This window comes from Campylobacter concisus, from assembly GCF_003048675.2.
Lineage (GTDB): Bacteria > Campylobacterota > Campylobacteria > Campylobacterales > Campylobacteraceae > Campylobacter_A > Campylobacter_A concisus_F.
In genome coordinates this window covers 1114245-1130967 of sequence record NZ_CP060707.1, presented here as the reverse complement: position 1 = coordinate 1130967, position 16723 = coordinate 1114245, and the positions used below count along the sequence as shown (strand labels likewise).

13 protein-coding genes are annotated in these 16723 nt (G+C 41.4%); 11 read left to right on the top strand and 2 right to left on the bottom strand.

The features are described 5' to 3' along the window. Window positions 1-29 precede the first annotated feature (29 nt). The gene (locus CVT00_RS05635) at window positions 30-488 is read right to left on the bottom strand and encodes a methylated-DNA--[protein]-cysteine S-methyltransferase (protein WP_107915825.1); all 459 of its coding nucleotides are present in this window, start codon (window positions 486-488) and stop codon (window positions 30-32) included. A gap of 123 nt (window positions 489-611) precedes the next feature. Here CVT00_RS05635 and CVT00_RS05630 point away from each other — a divergent pair, with 123 nt between their 5' ends. The 6 genes from CVT00_RS05630 to ilvA are packed head-to-tail and all read left to right on the top strand — an operon-like array spanning window position 612 to window position 9251. Continuing rightward, entirely contained in the window at window positions 612-3197 is a 2586-nt protein-coding gene (locus CVT00_RS05630) for a bifunctional aconitate hydratase 2/2-methylisocitrate dehydratase (RefSeq protein ID WP_107915819.1), read from the top strand. 36 nt (window positions 3198-3233) lie between these two features. Beyond that, window positions 3234-4445 (top strand): ankyrin repeat domain-containing protein, encoded by a 1212-nt coding sequence (locus CVT00_RS05625; protein ID WP_107915817.1) that lies wholly within the window; start codon window positions 3234-3236, stop codon window positions 4443-4445. A gap of 8 nt (window positions 4446-4453) precedes the next feature. Further along, entirely contained in the window at window positions 4454-5200 is a 747-nt protein-coding gene (locus CVT00_RS05620; RefSeq protein WP_107915816.1) for an SDR family NAD(P)-dependent oxidoreductase, read from the top strand. 9 nt (window positions 5201-5209) lie between these two features. Then, window positions 5210-6913, top strand: coding sequence for a Na+/H+ antiporter NhaC family protein (locus tag CVT00_RS05615; protein ID WP_107915814.1), 1704 nt, complete (start codon window positions 5210-5212; stop codon window positions 6911-6913). 2 nt (window positions 6914-6915) lie between these two features. Beyond that, window positions 6916-8025 carry a tRNA (uridine(54)-C5)-methyltransferase TrmA gene (trmA, locus tag CVT00_RS05610; RefSeq protein WP_107915812.1) on the top strand — a complete coding sequence of 370 codons (1110 nt, stop codon included), beginning with the start codon at window positions 6916-6918 and terminating at the stop codon, window positions 8023-8025. Between the two features lie 14 nt (window positions 8026-8039). Next, complete coding sequence (gene ilvA, locus CVT00_RS05605; RefSeq protein ID WP_009293964.1) at window positions 8040-9251, top strand: threonine ammonia-lyase; 1212 nt, start codon at window positions 8040-8042, stop codon at window positions 9249-9251. Between the two features lie 44 nt (window positions 9252-9295). Here the strand turns inward: ilvA and CVT00_RS05600 are convergent, their stop codons facing one another. Next, window positions 9296-12487 carry a S8 family peptidase gene (locus CVT00_RS05600; protein ID WP_107915810.1) on the bottom strand — a complete coding sequence of 1064 codons (3192 nt, stop codon included), beginning with the start codon at window positions 12485-12487 and terminating at the stop codon, window positions 9296-9298. Window positions 12488-12785: 298 nt separating this feature from the next. Here CVT00_RS05600 and CVT00_RS05595 point away from each other — a divergent pair, with 298 nt between their 5' ends. The 5 genes from CVT00_RS05595 to CVT00_RS05575 all read left to right on the top strand — a co-directional run bounded on the left by CVT00_RS05595 (window position 12786) and on the right by CVT00_RS05575 (window position 16465). Further along, window positions 12786-13619 (top strand): MBL fold metallo-hydrolase, encoded by an 834-nt coding sequence (locus CVT00_RS05595; RefSeq protein WP_107915808.1) that lies wholly within the window; start codon window positions 12786-12788, stop codon window positions 13617-13619. 56 nt (window positions 13620-13675) lie between these two features. After that, entirely contained in the window at window positions 13676-14371 is a 696-nt protein-coding gene (locus CVT00_RS05590; RefSeq protein WP_002942821.1) for a DUF4230 domain-containing protein, read from the top strand. Between the two features lie 23 nt (window positions 14372-14394). After that, window positions 14395-15318 carry a Dyp-type peroxidase gene (locus tag CVT00_RS05585; RefSeq protein WP_107915806.1) on the top strand — a complete coding sequence of 308 codons (924 nt, stop codon included), beginning with the start codon at window positions 14395-14397 and terminating at the stop codon, window positions 15316-15318. A 51-nt stretch (window positions 15319-15369) separates the two neighbouring features. Continuing rightward, window positions 15370-15792 (top strand): EamA family transporter, encoded by a 423-nt coding sequence (locus CVT00_RS05580; RefSeq protein ID WP_107915804.1) that lies wholly within the window; start codon window positions 15370-15372, stop codon window positions 15790-15792. 97 nt (window positions 15793-15889) lie between these two features. Continuing rightward, the gene (locus CVT00_RS05575) at window positions 15890-16465 is read left to right on the top strand and encodes a cytochrome C (RefSeq protein WP_107915802.1); all 576 of its coding nucleotides are present in this window, start codon (window positions 15890-15892) and stop codon (window positions 16463-16465) included. Window positions 16466-16723: the final 258 nt, after the last annotated feature.

The following is a 16723-nucleotide window of genomic DNA, read 5'->3' as shown; positions in this document are numbered from 1 at the left end:
TAAGCAAAATTTATAGTTTTGCATTTGGCTTATTTATGCCTTGCTTCGTGTTCTAGTAGCCAAATTTTAGTTGGTAAGCCCTCGCCGCCTGAGTAGCCACCAAGCCCGCTGTGAGAGAGCACTCTGTGGCAAGGGACGATGATAGGCAGTGGGTTTTTGGCATTTGCTGAGCCTGCTGCTCGGTAAGCGTTTTTATGGCCTGCGGCAAGTGCTAGGGCTGCGTATGTGGTCGTTTCGCCGTATGGCACTTTTTGCAAAACGTCATAAATTTTAGCTCTAAATTTGGTCGTTTTTACATCAAGTCTAACGCTAAATTTTTTAAGCTTACCCTTAAAATAGGCCTCTAGCTCATTTAAGCAAAGCTTTAAAATTTCATCTTTTACCGCAACTTTTTCAAATTTATCTACAAAATTTATCTCACAAATTCCATTTTCACTAGCAACGATCTCTAAAATTCCAATGGGTGATTTTAGGTAGGCTTTTGACACATTTACTCCTTGAAATTTGAAATTTTGGGCAAATTTTACTTTAGATTGTTTTGCTTTTTGATAAAATGCAAGCAAAATCAGCGATTTTAGACTAAAAACGAGCAAAAATCACAAAGGAAATTTATGAGCTTTTTTACCGACTACGAAAAACACGTGAGTGAGCGAGAAAAAGAGGGCGTGCCTCCGCTTGCGCTAAACGCCAAGCAGACAAGCGAAATTTGCGAGCTTATAAAACTTGCTGGCAGCTCTAGTGGCGATGAAAAGGCGCAAAACGAGCTAAAATTTCTTATAAATTTACTTACAAATCGCGTAAATCCTGGCGTTGATGACGCGGCAAAGATAAAGGCAGAATTTCTTGGCGAGGTGATAGAAGGTCTTAAGATAGACGGACTTGATGCGGTTCGTGCCATTAAAATCTTAGGCAAGATGCTTGGCGGTTACAACGTAGAAATTTTGGTGCGAGCGTTAAAAAATAGCGATGATGTTATCGCGCAAGCTGCGGCAAATGAGCTAAAAAATATCATTTTGGTGCATGAGCATTTTGACGAGATCGCAAAGCTAGCAAACAGCAATAAATTTGCAAAAGAGGTGCTTGCTTCTTGGGCAAATGCGGAGTGGTTTACGCATAAAAAGCCACTTAGTGAGTGCATAAATGCAGTGGTTTTTAAGGTGCCTGGCGAGACAAATACAGATGATCTAAGCCCTGCAAGCGAGGCCTATACAAGGGCTGACATACCGCTTCACGCAAAGGCGATGCTGGTTAAAAAGATGCCTGAAGGGCTAGAAATCCTAAAAGAGCTAAAAAGCCTTGGCAAGAGTGTGGCGTATGTTGGCGACGTGGTTGGCACTGGCAGTAGTAGAAAGAGCGGTATAAACTCGATTCAGTGGCACCTTGGCGATGAGATAGAAGGCGTGCCAAACAAAAAAACCGGCGGCATCGTGATCGGCACGACCATAGCTCCGATATTTTTTAACACCGCTGAAGATAGTGGCGCGCTGCCGATAGTCGCAAACGTAAATGAGCTAGAAATGGGCGATGAGATAGAAATTTATCCATTTAAAGGCGAAATTTACAAGCTTGCAGGCAACGAAAAAAAGCTTGTGGCAAATTTTAAACTTAGTCCAAACACTCTAAGCAACGAGATAAGAGCAGGCGGCAGGATACCTTTGATGATAGGTAGGCAAGTGACCAAAAAGGCTAGAGAGGCCTTGGGGCTTGGCGAGGAGCAAATTTTCATAAAGCCAGATCAGCCAAAAGAGCTAGGCGGTGGCTATACGCTCGCTCAAAAGATGGTCGGCAAGGCTTGTGGCAAGGCTGGCGTGAGAGCTGGGGCATACGTGGAGCCTGAAATTTTGACCGTTGGCTCGCAAGATACCACAGGGCCCATGACTAGAGATGAGATAAAAGAGCTTGCTAGCCTTAGTTTTGGGGCGGATTTTGTCTTGCAAAGCTTTTGCCATACGGCTGCTTATCCAAAGCCAAGCGACCTTGTGATGCACGAGAGCCTGCCAAAATTTATAAATTTACGTGGTGGCGTGAGCCTAAAACCAGGCGACGGCGTCATCCACTCGTGGCTAAACCGCATGGTGCTGCCTGACAGCGTGGGTACTGGCGGCGATAGCCACACGAGATTTCCTATTGGCATTAGTTTCCCTGCTGGCAGTGGTCTGGTGGCCTTTGCAGCGGTGCTTGGCATGATGCCTCTAAATATGCCAGAGTCGGTTTTGATCAAATTTAAAGGCGAGCTAAAAGAGGGCGTGACACTTCGTGATCTAGTCAATGCGATACCTTATTTTGCTATCAAAAAAGGGCTTTTAAGCGTTGAAAAGAAGAATAAAAAGAACATTTTTGCAGGTAAAATTTTAGAGATCGAAGGGCTTGAGAGCCTAAAAGTGGAGCAGGCATTTGAGCTAAGTGACGCTTCGGCTGAGCGCTCGGCGGCGGCTTGCGTGGTAAATTTAAGCGTTGAAAGCGTTGCAGAGTACGTTCGCTCAAACGTTGCGCTAATTGAAGCGATGATAAAAGCAGGCTATGAGAGCCATGAAACGCTGCTTAGACGAAAAGAGAAGATGCAAAAATGGCTAGAAAACCCAACTCTTTTAAGAGCCGACGAGGACGCAAGATATGCTGAAATTTTAGAGATTGATTTATCCAAGATAGATGAGCCGATCCTCGCCTGTCCAAACGACCCAGACGACGTGGCGACGCTAAGTGAAATTTTAGCTGATAGTAAAAGAGCGCATAATATCGATGAGGTCTTTGTGGGTAGCTGTATGACAAATATCGGGCATTACAGGGCGCTTGCTAGAATTTTAGAGCGTGAGAGCAAGCTCACTACTAGGCTTTGGATCGCACCGCCAACAAAAATGGATAAAAAGACACTTGAAGATGAGGGCGTTTATGAGATATTTAAGAGGCTAAATGCTAGGACTGAGGTGCCTGGCTGCTCGCTTTGCATGGGTAATCAAGCAAGGGTGAACGACAACACCGTCGTATTTTCGACCTCGACTAGAAATTTTGACAACAGAATGGGCATGGGCGCAAAGGTCTATCTAGGAAGTGCTGAGCTGGCCGCTGTGTGCGCGCTGCTAGGGCGTTTGCCAAGCGTTAGTGAGTATAAAAAAATAGTAAGAGATAGCCTTAGTTTAAACAAAGGTCAAATTTATAAATACCTAAATTTTAATGAAATAAGCGAGTTTAGTATATAAATCTGTTACAATATCGCGAAATTTTAAGGAGCTTTGATGAGAAAGATAGTTTTTCCCTTCTTTTTTAGCGTTTGCCTTTTTGCAAATTTGCATGCACTAGAGTGCGAGGACCTTGCTAAAAAAGAGAGCTTTAAAACTACTCCAAAAGAGCTTGCTTACGTGAATGAGGGGCTATTTTATTGCGATGGCTCGCTTTTAAATTTAAAAGAGGTAAAAGAGCTTTTTGATGCGAGTGTGGCTGTTAGAAGCGAGTCTCAAAGCTGCGTTGGCGAGGGTGTTTATAGAGAAAATTTAAATAAATTTAGATGGATCTTGCTAAAAGCTTCGTTTGCCCCTGAAATCTATCAAAAAGAGCTTGCAAAGCCAGAGGTGGCTGAGGCTCAAAAAGACGCTCAAATGGAGTATTTTAGATATTGGGCGAATGAGAGCTTGTTTAACTTTTTAAAATATAAAAAATTCAGCGAAGCTTATAAAAATGCTCAAACTCCGCTGGTTAAATTTTATGAGGCTTTAGGCGTTGATAGTGCAAGTGCTGCCTACTACGCAACTAGCGTGATAAATGAGTTTTTAAGCTTTAGTGTCGGCAAAAATGTAAATAAAGCTAAAATTTTAACCCCGGAGCAAAAGATGATGGCTCAAAAGCTAAGCCAAGACGAGCTTGCGAATTTGCTTTATTCTAAAAATTTCACCACCGCAGAGCTTACAAATTTACTTGATATCGCACTGCTAAATGACAAAAGTAGCGAGATGATAGAAGAGATCATCAGGCGCGGGGCGGATCTAAATTTAGGCGATGAGACGCCGCTATTTTTTGCTCTTAAAAATTTAGAAAATGTAAAAATTTTGCTTAAAAATAGAGCCGATGTAAATCATAAAAATTTCTTTGGCAAAAGTGCGCTTTTTTATGCTGTGCAGTTTGAGGATGCACCTCTTTGTGAGCTTTTGCTAAAGAGCGGGGCAAACGCAAACGAGAGCTACATCGACGAGCAGTCTAAGATGAATATGATAAATTTAGGCATGATGCAAGTAGAGGATACATGCGGCCTAGAGCATACAAACAGAAGCGTTTTCATGCATGCAGCAGCTCACGCGACGCCTGAAATTTTAAAGCTTTTGATAGATAACGGCGCTGATATGAACGCCACTGATGATGCGGGATTTAACGCGCTTGATTATGCGATTAAAGATAAAAACGAAAAAAATATTAAATTTTTAGAAGAGCTTGGTTTAAAGCCAAATTTTAATTAGGAAGAGATATGAAAAAGACAGCTTTTGTGACAGGTGCGACATCTGGCTTTGGCGAGGCGATCGCTAGAAGACTCTCACAAGAGGGCTACAAGATAGTAGCTCTTGCAAGGCGCGAAGATAGGCTAAAAAAGCTAGCAAGTGAGCTTGGCAATACGCACATCATCGTAGCTGACATACGTGATAAAAAGGCTGTTTTTGACGCAGTTGATAGCCTGCCTGATAAATTTAAAGATATCGAAGTGCTTGTAAATAACGCTGGACTTGCCTTGGGACAAGAAAAGACGATAGACGCAAAGGTTGAGGACTTTGAGACGATGATAGACACCAACGTAAAGGGTCTCATCTACTCTACAAAGGCCGTTTTGCCGCTACTTTACAAGCAAGAAAAGGGCTATATCTTTAACCTAGGCTCAACAGCTGGCTCGTGGCCATATCCTGGCAGCAACGTTTATGGCGCTACAAAGGCCTTTGTAAAGCAGTTTAGTCTAAATTTAAGAAACGATCTAGTTGGCACAAATATCAGGGTGACAAACATAGAGCCAGGGCTTTGTAAGACTGAATTTAGCGAAGTTAGGTTTAAGGGGGATAAGGCAAAGGCTGATAGCATCTACGAGCATACAAATTTCATCACCGCTGAAGATATAGCGACCATTTTGCTTAATTGCCTAAATATGCCTGAGAGTGTAAATATAAATAGGGTCGAAGTCATGGCAAACACGCAGACTTGGGCTGGACTTGCGATAGAAAAATTTTAAGGAGTTTATGTGAGACAAATTTTATTGTTACTATTTTTTAGTGCCGTACTTTTTGGAGTTGATCCGGAAGTCGCCAAAAGAAACGCACAAATTTACGGCGTTTTCACGCTTATACCGCCAGTTGTGGCCATAGCGCTTGCTTTTATCACAAAAGATGTTATATTGTCGCTATTTATCGGTGTTTTTAGCGGAACTTTTCTTATAAATATCGTTAATGAAAATGTCTTTATGGGCATCATTAAAGGCTTTACAGGCATCGTTTCAAGAGTGGTTGAGTCGATGGCTGATAGCACCGATGCTGGCATCTTGCTTCAAGTGCTTTGTATAGGCGGCGTGGTCGCACTTATCACAAAGATGGGCGGCACAAAGGCGGTTGCTCTTTGGCTTAGCAAAAAGGCAAAAACTGGCGTCTCAGCTCAAATTTCAACTTGGCTTATGGGTATTTTTGTATTTTTCGATGACTACGCAAACGCCCTAATCGTTGGCCCTATCATGAGGCCAATAAGCGATAAATTTAAAATAAGCCGCGAAAAGCTAGCCTTCATCATCGACGCTACGGCTGCACCGATCGCTGGTATCGCTATCATCTCTACATGGGTCGGACTTGAGGTTTCGCTCATCGAAAAGGGCTACGAGCTTATCGGCGAGACAGGCATAAACGCTTATTCTATATTTATCGAGACCATTCCATATAGATTTTACAACCTCTTTATCTTGTTTTTCATCGTCTGCACAGCCTTGATGCAACGTGAGTATGGTCCTATGCTAGCAGCTGAAAGACGCGCTAGAAAGGGCGAGCTTCACTCAGGTAAAACTCAAATTCAAGACCTTGAAGATAAAACTCTTGAGCCAAAAGAGGGCGTAAAACTAAGCGCTTCAAATGCGATAGTGCCGCTTCTTGTGCTAGTTATCGGCGCATTTACTAGCTTTTATTTTAGCGGTCTTGCTGCACTTGAGGGCGATACTCTTAAAAATGCCCTTGCAAATCCACTTTCATTTTCAACATTTAAAGATACTTTTGGCGCAGCTGACTCTGCTACATCGCTATTTCAAGCAGCATTGCTCGCTAGTATAGTAGCTATCACGATGGGCGTTTGGCGCAAAATTTTTGATGTAAAAGAGGCTATTAGCACGTGGGTAAAGGGCTGGAAAACTATGATCATCACGGTCGTCATCTTGCTTCTTGCTTGGAGCCTTAGCGCGGTTATCAAAGAGCTTGGCACTTCAAGATATTTGGTTGATTTGCTAAGTGATTCAACGCCTAAATTTATCTTGCCAGTGGCTGTTTTCATCCTTGGCTCATTTATCAGTTTCTCAACTGGCACCAGCTACGGCACGATGGGCATTTTGATGCCTCTTGCTATCCCGCTAGCTTATGCAGTGGGCAAAAACTACGGCTTAGATGGCGATGCGATGCACGCTTATATGATCGTAAATATCTCAAGCGTTCTAACTGGCGCTATCTTTGGTGATCACTGCTCGCCGATCTCTGATACTACGATACTTTCATCAATGGGCGCAGGATGTAGCCACATCGATCACGTCTCAACACAGATGATCTACGCACTTAGCGTTTGTGCGGTTTGTGTGCTTGTTGGCTACTTGCCTGTCGCACTTGGTCTAAGCGTTTGGATCGCACTTCCTTGCGGATTTTTAGCGATCTGGGCTTTGGTTAGATTTGCCGGTAAAAAAGTCGAAGAGAAAGCGGCATAAATTTGGACTGTAAATACCTAAAAGAGTGCGGATCATGCACTCTTTTTACCCCTTATAGTGAGCAAATTTCATTTAAAACCGATCTTATCAAGCAAAATTTCTCCCAGTTTTATGAAGGTAAATTTGATCTTTTTAGCTCAAGCCCAAAGCACTACCGCACGAGGGCTGAGTTTGGCATCTGGCACGAGGGTAGCAAGCTTAGCTATACGATGCACGCAAGCCAAAAGGGCAAAAAGGTCTTCATAGATGAGTGCCCAAAGGTTTGCGAGCAAATTGGGACTCTCATGCCAAGGCTACTTGAGAGCTTGCAAGATGATGAAATTTTACGCACAAAGCTCTTTGGAGTGGAGTTTATCGCCTGTAAAAGCGGCACCTTAGTCACGCTTCTTTATCACAAAAAGCTTGATAGTGAGTTTGAAGCGGTGATGAAAATTCTAGCTAGTAAGCTTGATGTGATGATCCTAGCTAGGTCACGTGGTCAAAAGCTTCTTAGTGGTGAGCTAAATTTAGTTGATGAGCTAAATGTTGATGGGCAAATTTATAAATTTAGCCTAAGTGAAAATGCCTTTATCCAGCCAAATAAAGCGGTAAATGAGAAGATGATAGCTTGGGCAAAAGAGTGCGTGCAAGGTGGCGCTGACCTACTGGAGCTCTACTGCGGACATGGGAATTTTACCATCCCGCTTTCGTTTAAATTTAAAAACGTTCTCGCTACTGAAATTTCAAAAAGCTCGATCGCAAATGCCCTTAAAAACTGCGAGCTAAATGGGGCAGAAAATATCAAATTTTTGCGAATGGACGCTGATGAGCTGATGAGCGCATTTGCTGGCGTTAGGGAGTTTAATAGGCTAAAAGATATAAGCTTAAACGACTTTAACTTCTCTCACGTCCTTGTCGATCCACCTCGCGCAGGACTAAGTGAAAGCGTCATAAATTTCATTAGAAATTTCAAAAACATCATCTATATATCGTGCAACCCAGATACGTTAAAAGAAAATCTAAATGAGCTTACTAAAAGCCATAAAGTGATAAAATTTGCGCTCTTTGATCAGTTTGTCAACACTCATCACATCGAGTGTGGCGTGCTACTAGAGGCAAAAGATAAATTTTAAAAGGAAAGTTGAAAATGGTTTCATTAAACAAAATAATCCAAGCAAAGATAACGATCGGTCACTTTGTAAATAAAACTCCGTTTGCGCTAAGTGCAAAACTTAGCAAAATTTTAGGCGCAAATGTCTATCTAAAAGAGGAAAATTTACAACGAACTGGAGCTTACAAGATAAGAGGCGCTTACAATAAAATAGCTAGCCTAAGCGAGGAGGAGCGAAAACGTGGCGTCGTGGCTGCAAGCGCCGGCAATCACGCTCAAGGCGTGGCGATAAGTGCAAAAGAATTTGGCGTGCATGCTTGCATCGTCATGCCAGAATCAACCCCACTTCTAAAGGTGGCTGGCACAAAGGATCTTGGCGCTGAAGTGATCTTAAAAGGTGATAACTTTGATGAGGCGTATGAATTTGCAGTAAATTACGCCAAAGAAAAAGATATGACCTTTGTTCATCCATTTAACGATGAGTATGTCATGGCAGGGCAGGGCACTGTGGGTCTTGAGATGCTTGATGAGATAAGCGACCTTGATATGGTTGTAGTGCCAGTTGGTGGTGGTGGCTTAGCTAGTGGCGTGGCAAGCTGTATAAAACAAGTCAATCCAAAAACCAAAGTCGTTTGCGTCGGCGCAAAGGGCGCTCCAGCGATGTTTAACAGCTACGGCGCTAAAAAGAGCATAAACTCAAAGTCAGTTCGCACAATAGCCGATGGTATCGCTGTGCGTGATGCGAGTGAGATAACGCTTAAAAATATCGTTGAGTGCGTGGATGAGTTTGTGCAGGTCGATGATGAGGAGATCGCAACTGCGATTTTGTTCTTGCTAGAGACGCAAAAGATCGTGGTTGAGGGAGCTGGCGCAGCTGGTGTGGCAGCACTTATGCATGATAAGATCAAATTTAAAAAAGGCGCAAAGATAGGCGTGGTTCTAAGTGGTGGAAATATCGATGTTCAGGTGCTTTCTATCATCATCGAAAAGGGTCTTATCAAGTCTCACCGCAAGATGACCTTGCAAATCACGCTTGTGGATAAGCCAGGAGCGCTCATGAGCCTAACTGATAGCCTAAAATCAGCAAATGCAAACATAGTTAAGATCGACTACGACCGCTTCTCTACTAAGCTTGACTACGGCGATGCAAGCATCACTATCACGCTTGAGACAAAAGGGCTTGAGCATCAAGAAAAGATCAAAGATACGCTTAATAAAAACGGCTTTTCTTTCACTCAACTCTTTTAAATTCATAAGCTCGCTACCTTTTAAAGTAGCGAGCTTTTAATCAACTAAAACAATATCTCAAATTTAGCATTTACGCTGTTTGATCTTACATCTTTAGCAAAAGCTCCAGTGTAAGAAAGGCCTAAATTTACATTTTTATAGACATTTGCTTTTATGCCAAGGCTAGCTGTGCCAAGGTTTTTAACCTCTTTGCCCTCTAGCTCTAGGTATCCAGCATTTGCGACATTCACGCCGATAGTTGGTTTTGTGTCGCCAACTAGTCTGTTGTATGCTAGATCAGCTTCAAATTTCATCTTAGTGCTACCTAGACTAAAAGGTACGCTAGGGTTTAGACCAAGGCTAAAAATGCCTAAATTTCTAGTTTTTTCATCAACATCCATTTTGAAAATTCCTACATTTTGGCTTGTGCTATCAGTTTTCATGCGTAGATAGCTTGCACCCACATAAGGATTTAGTGAGAAATTTTCTGTATTAAAGCTAGTTAGGGCTAAATTTGCATAAGCATTAAGCGCTTTTTCTTTGCTTTTTATATGATCGTTTGAGTAAAAGCTTGCGATTGTTGCACCATTTTGAGTTTTGCGCTTAGCATCTGTGTATAGGACGCCAAGGTCTAGTTTCGTGCTAGCGATCTCACTTTTGCCGTAGATACCGATGCTTTTGCCTTTTGTCTTATAGGCATCATCGCCGTCTTCTTTTACTTTTTCTGTGCTAGCACCAAGAACACCGCCAAGTACAAATGCGTCATTTACACTGCCGTCAAATCCAAAAAGCTGTGTCATAGAGTTTGCTTTTATGTCATTAAATTTCATAGCGTCAAACATGGTATTTGACCAAAATTTCATACCATTTGAGTCGCTTGCTCTTATGCCAAATGGGTCAGATTCGTGGTTGATAACTGCATTTTTTAGCATGATGCTTTCTAGTAAAAATGCATTGTGCTGAGCTAAATTTGCCTCATTTGCAAATGTTTTTAGAGTTTGTTTTGCCTCTTTTGGTGTAGTGTAGATGAAGTGTCTATAAAGATCGCTTGTGATAACTGCTGGCCTGCTTCTAAATGGCGAAGGAAGTAGCGCTGGCTGGCTTGCTGTGCTTTCTATGAGCTGTGCAACTTTCTTTTGGTTGTCATTAGCTGCGATGCTTGTCATTGTATTTTTTGATTTTTTAAGAGTAAGCTCTAGCTTGTCATCACTATAGTTTTTGCCAAGATCAAAAAATGCATACTCTTTTGAAAGGGTATCATCATAGCCTTTGAAATTTCCAGTTGCTGTAAATGTCTTTGATTTTGTGCTGTCGTTATAGAGCCTTTGCATGACCTCTAAGCTTGGCTCACTTATGTTTATAAATGAGCTTTTTTCAAAGTTTAGATCCAAATTTGAAGCGCCGTTTGAGACGATGTAGCTACCGCCTGATTTGATAGTGGCTTTTACTACGTCATTTGAGCTTTTTTTGGTCACTTCTCCTAAAGATAGTTGCAAGGTAAATTTATTTCTACTAACCTTTGGCACGCTCATTTCTCTTACAATTTCTAGTGCGCCGCCATTTTCTACTATCACGTCGCTTGATTTTAGAGATTGATTAAGAGCTGTGATCTTGCCGCCTTTTATTATGGTCTTGCCAGTGTAAGAGTTATCTCCTGCTAGGCTTAGTGTGCCTTGACCTCTTTTTATAAGAGTACCTTCGTAGCCCTCACTTGCCCTTAGCTCTCTTGCTCTTTCTCTAGCGTTACCTATCTCAAGTTCGGCTTTTTGCTCTGGTGTTAAATTTGCTATTTTCTCTAGCTCAGCCTTGCGCTCGGTCCAAATTTTAGCCTCTGCATCATCTTCTGTTTTTCTAAATTTGATAGCCACATCGCTTATATTATTTGAGTAGATATCATCGCTATTTAAATTTACATCAAACACTCCTAGAAGCTGACCTGGTCCAAACATCGCCTTATATAGATCCACTACGCCCCAGCCCCAGCGCTCATCAGGCACTCCAAGCGCAGCACTAAAGCCTGAAATTTTTCTAGTATCGGCTGGCTCTTTGAAGTCATCATGAACTTGCCTTGCAGTAGTTAGTAGCACCTCTCTTATCTGAGCGTTATTCATATATGGGTATCTTTGCATGATGACACCAAGTGTGCCAGTGACGTGTGGAGCTGCCATTGATGTGCCGCCTTTTGTGCCGTAGTCTGCTTTGCCAGTTTTTAGATCAACGACGGTTGAGTATATAGGCTTTGCAGGTGCTGCCACGCTCCACCATTTTGAGTGACCAGGTGTGTTGTAGCGCTGTGTGTCGCCCTCTAGCTGACCAGTGACATTTAGCCAGTATTTCTCAGCATCAGGTCTAAAGTATGGGAGCATCGCTCTTGTATATGACTCTTTCATCCCGTCTCTGTTGCCAGCAGTAAAAATTTGGATGACGCCATATCTTGTAGCGACCTCATAGGCTGCATCTAAGAAATTTTTGCCATTTACTACAAATGGATAGTAGCTTTTATAGGCAGCATCAAGATCTTTTATATCTAGGTTGTTGCCACCATCATATCCAGTAGCACCTTCATAGGCTTTGTAAAATTTGCGGTTTGAACCCCAGCTGTTATTTATCGCTCTAGCTCCACTCTTTGCTAGTCCCTCGTAGGATTTTAAAAAGAAGTTGTAGTCTTGATTTGGACCATATGTCATACCGTCAGTGCCGCCAGTATTGCCCATTATAAGCCTTGAGTCAAATGCTACGCCGTGCATGCCCACACCATCTCTTGAAGCAGCTATGCTGCCAGCTACGTGAGTGCCGTGAGAGTCGTTTACTCCAGCTATCCAGTCACCATCTATGCTAAATTCCTCGCCTTTTTTAAAGTCACCAAAGTCTTTTTTATTTTTATCTCCGCTACCTTTTCCAACTAATGGCGAGTTGCCATACGCGGTGTCAGGGTATCTTTGACCATCTTTATAGTAGCTACCAGAGACTTTTAGCGCACTTACTCTGCCATCACTAAATTCTGGATGGCTAAGTAGCACTCCAGAGTCCATCACGCCAAGCGTTACGCCTTTGCCAGTTGCTCCAAGAGCATACGCAACGGCTGCGTTCATACTCACTAAACCCCAGTCAGCTTTGTACTCATCGCTCTGCCAGCTTTTTATATCGCCAAATTTGCCCCTGTTTTGCTCACTGGCACTTAGTTGATTAGCAAGCAAAAGAGTGCAGCAAGCAACGCTTAAAAGGATGCACTTTTTGCTTGAAACGGATCTTTTCATATCTCGTCCTTTGCATAAAATTTAAACTAATTCTAAAATTCTTAAAATAAATTATTAATTAAAATAATAATAATTTAATGAAAAATAGTAGGCTAAATTTACGAAAATATACGTTATTTACGCTATTTTTATATTTAGCAAGATATTTTTATAAAAAAGTTCATCTAAAATTAGTTATTTAAATATAATTTTTTTTATTGCCATTCTTAAAACTATTATTTATATATTTTTTAAAGGATTATTATTTTTCATTAAATTTACAGGACTAAAATTTCGCAAATTTATTCAAGGATGAGATATGAAAAAGAGTTTATTAAGTCTTGCGTTGTTTTGCACTTTGGCTTTTTGTGCCGATGATGAGGTGGTTGGCAAACAAAATGATCAAGTATGGATAGGAGCTATGGGCGGATGCAAGCTTTATGTATTTTCACTAAAGACGACTGACGCGCCAGTAGATAAGCTAATAGCCAAAGATGAGGCGCAAAAAGAGCTTGTGGCAAATACTAAAAATTTACCAAACAAACACAACGTAATGTTTGCAAAGTGCGAGGACTACACAGCGCTCATAGATAGCGGTTATGAAGATAGCTTGGAGGTTTTAAAGTATGATCTGCAAACTTTTGGCAATATAAAACCAGAGGATCTAACCTACGTCATCATCACGCACGCTCATCCTGATCACATAGGCGGGCTCATAGATGGTGGCAAAAAGACATTTAAAAATGCCAAGCTTTTTATAGATGAAAAGGAGTGGGACTACTGGATGAAGGGTAAAGATGAGAGGACAAAGAAAATTTTATCGCTTTATAAGGATGATAAGAGCTTTTTTGACCATAAAAAGCCGCTATTTAACGGGGCACTAAAGATCATGGCTATCCCAGCCTATGGCCACACTCCAGGGCACAACTTGATAAGCTTTGAGACAGATAACGATAAGATCATCTTTATAGCCGACCTTCTTCACGTCCTAGCAGTGCAAGAGGTCGAGCCAAGCATATCTATAACTTATGATGTAGATCCAGCGCAAGCTGCTAAAACAAGAGAAAAGGTGCTTGATGGCTTGGAGGATGAGACTACAAAGATAGTGGGAGCTCACATGCCTTATAATAGCCCCATCACCTTGCCAGAGTGATAAATTTCTTTTGCTTTACAAATTTAGGATAAAATGCGGGCTTTAAAGGAGAAAATATGAGCGAATACGCAAATTTGATATTAGCTATCTTGCTAGCTATTTTGGCATTTGCATTTTATAGGTCAAACAAGGCGCTAAAAAAGGCAAAAGACGATAGCGAAAATGTCTCAGTCAGCACTGAAATTTCGCAGCTTAAAAGCATCGGCGAATTATCTGTTTTTCAAGTTTATAGCAAAGAGATCGTTACAAAGACAGATCATGCGTTTGGAAATTTTGGTAAAGAGTATCTAAGGTGGCTAGTGAGTGAAAAGAAGCTTTCGATGATATTTGAGTTTGAGATAAATTTCATCTACGATCTAACCAGCCCAAAACTTGAGATCATGCAGATCGCAAACTCTAGCTACAAGATAAAAATGCCCCCATGTAAGTATAAATTTTCAATCGCCGATATGAAATTTTATGATGAGAAAAACGGAAAATTTATACCATTTTTGCTGCCTGACTCGCTAAATGGCTTTTTTGGTAGCACATTTACTGAAGAAGATAAAAATAGACTAATCGAAGAGGCAAGAAACGAAGTGAAAAAGATGAGCGTTCGCCTTATCTCGCAGCTTCAAAGCAAAATCCACAAATCAGCTCGTGACACGCTTGAGGCGATAGCTAAGAGCTTTGGCGCAAATAAGGTCGAGTTCGTCTTTGACGATAGTGACGAGCAGATAAATGAGCAACTAAATTTAGAAAATATCGCATAAAAATTAAATTTAAAGGAGAAAAAATGAGTGTAAATTCACAAGAGGTCACACAAACACCTGGTAACAACACAGTCTTTCAAACATGGGTCTTAAAAGGCGACAAAAAGGCATGTAAAGAGGGCTTTGCTAAGCTTTGTGCTTTGGTTGTAAATTTAAATAAAACTGCCAAAGTTAGATTTGGCGCAAATGAAAATGTAAATTGCGTCCTTGGCGTGGGTCATGATGCTTGGAAAAAGCTTGAAATTTCAAAAGAATTGCCAAAAGAGCTTGTAAATTTTAAAGCGATCAAGGGCGATAAACACGAAGCTGTTAGCACAAAGGGCGATATACACATCCATATCCGCGCTCTAAATGCGGCTGACTGCTTTGACATGGCGCAAAATATCAAAGAAGTTTTGTTTAAATTTGCAGAGCTTACAGATGAGACTCAAGGCTTTAAGTACCACGACGGCAGAGCGATAATTGGCTTTGTCGATGGCACTGAAAATCCTGACGGCGAAGATAGAGACCACTTTGCAAAAGTTGGCAAAGAGGATGCTAAATTTAAAGGTGGTAGCTACGTTTTCGTGCAAAAATACTTCCATAAAATGCAAGAGTGGAACGCCACAAGCGTGAGCGAGCAAGAAAAAGTTATAGGCCGCTCAAAAGAGTATGACATCGAGATGGACGAGAGCGTAAAACCTACAAATTCACACTCAGCTGCAGCAAATGTAGGCGACGATAAAAAGGTCGTGCGTGGCAATATGCCATTTACTGAAGGTAGCAAAACAGGCACTTACTTCATCGCTTATGCGAGCACATTTTCAACGGTTGAGCTTATGCTTAAAAAGATGTTTATCGGCGAGCCAAAAGGCAACTCAGATAGGCTGCTTGACTTTAGTACGCCAGTAACTGGTACACTATTTTTTGCGCCGACAATTGATATGCTTGGCGATTACGAGGGATAAATTTAGCTTGGGGCGAAGCAAATTTGCCCCTTTAAATTTATAAGGATAAAGATGCCAGAGTGGTTTATTTACGCAGCTCTTTCGGCTGTTTTTGCTGCGCTTACAGCGATCTTTGCAAAGCTTGGTGTAAAGGACATAGACAGCGATTTTGCGACATTTATAAGAACGATCGTTGTCATTTTGATGCTTGTTTTGCTTTTAAGCGTGGCTAAAAAATGGCAACCGCTAAGCTCGCTAAGTCCCAAAAACTGGCTCTTTCTCATACTAAGTGGCATGGCAACTGGGCTTTCGTGGCTTATGTATTTTAAAGCGATGCAAGCGGGCAAGGTCTATCAAGTAGCACTGGTTGATAAATTTAGCGTTGTGCTAGCTGTCATTTTGGCTGTTATATTTCTTGGTGAGAGGCTAAATTTAAAAGAAATTTTAGCCGTCTGTCTTATCGTATCTGGCGTATTTCTACTCATTTTTAAATAAAATTTTCTGCGTTATTCTTAAATTGTATTTTTAATTTTAATTTGTAATTAATCAAAAAGCCTCTAGAATTTGACAATTTCATTTTGAAGGGAGAAATATGAAAAAAATTATTCTATCAGCCATCGTGGCTTGTGCTGCATTTGGTGCGGGTATGAACTACACAGATGTCGTAAAGGACGTATATGCTGACGCAAACTCAGCTAAGAGCATAGGCAGGCTGCTACCAACCAACGCAGTTGAAATTTTGCAAACTAGCGGCGACAGAGTGCAGATCAAAGTAAAAGGCTATCAAAACCCAGCCGTTAGCAACGTAGTTTATTTTGCTGATGGAGCGAGGATCATCTCAGTAGCATTTGCTAAAACTGCACCTTTTGATATCAAAGTGATAAAAGAGGGCAAAAACGGCAAATGGAACGAGGTAGAAACGACTGTTTTTGTTCAAAAAGATGGCTTTAGCACTGATGTAAATGCGATGTTTGCAAAAGCTGATAAGATGTATAAAGAGAGCTGTGGCGTTTGCCATGCGTTGCCTCAAACTACGCACTTTAACGCAAATCAATGGCCATCACTTCTAAAATCAATGATCGGCAGAACCGCAATAGAGAAAAAAGACGAGTGGCTAGTTATCGAATACCTACAAAAACACTCATCTGATGTGAATTTAGGCAAATAAGTAAAACATAGCAGGGCTAAATTTAATCAAATTTAGCAAGGCAAAGGGTTTAAATTTAATGGTTTTACTTAGATAGAAAACCAAATTTAGTCCGCGTAGTCGGACAAGTAACTTTAGGTGGGTGCAGGGAGTGCTTGCACTTCCGCTCGCAGCTTGGGCTTGCTCAAGCGAGAAGTAAAACCAAAATTTAGATCGCAGACTTGCGATCTTAGTCTTTAGAGTTGGTTCTTAGGCTTAGCTTTGCTAAGCTGCTAAAGA

Coding starts and splice junctions, on each gene's coding strand:
- ilvA (WP_009293964.1), top strand. CDS start 8,040: ATGGTTTCATTAAACAAAATAATCCAAGCAAAGATAACGATCGGTCAC.
- CVT00_RS05595 (WP_107915808.1), top strand. CDS start 12,786: ATGAAAAAGAGTTTATTAAGTCTTGCGTTGTTTTGCACTTTGGCTTTT.
- CVT00_RS05625 (WP_107915817.1), top strand. CDS start 3,234: ATGAGAAAGATAGTTTTTCCCTTCTTTTTTAGCGTTTGCCTTTTTGCA.
- CVT00_RS05630 (WP_107915819.1), top strand. CDS start 612: ATGAGCTTTTTTACCGACTACGAAAAACACGTGAGTGAGCGAGAAAAA.
- CVT00_RS05620 (WP_107915816.1), top strand. CDS start 4,454: ATGAAAAAGACAGCTTTTGTGACAGGTGCGACATCTGGCTTTGGCGAG.
- CVT00_RS05575 (WP_107915802.1), top strand. CDS start 15,890: ATGAAAAAAATTATTCTATCAGCCATCGTGGCTTGTGCTGCATTTGGT.
- CVT00_RS05600 (WP_107915810.1), bottom strand. CDS start 12,487: ATGAAAAGATCCGTTTCAAGCAAAAAGTGCATCCTTTTAAGCGTTGCT.
- CVT00_RS05590 (WP_002942821.1), top strand. CDS start 13,676: ATGAGCGAATACGCAAATTTGATATTAGCTATCTTGCTAGCTATTTTG.
- CVT00_RS05580 (WP_107915804.1), top strand. CDS start 15,370: ATGCCAGAGTGGTTTATTTACGCAGCTCTTTCGGCTGTTTTTGCTGCG.
- CVT00_RS05585 (WP_107915806.1), top strand. CDS start 14,395: ATGAGTGTAAATTCACAAGAGGTCACACAAACACCTGGTAACAACACA.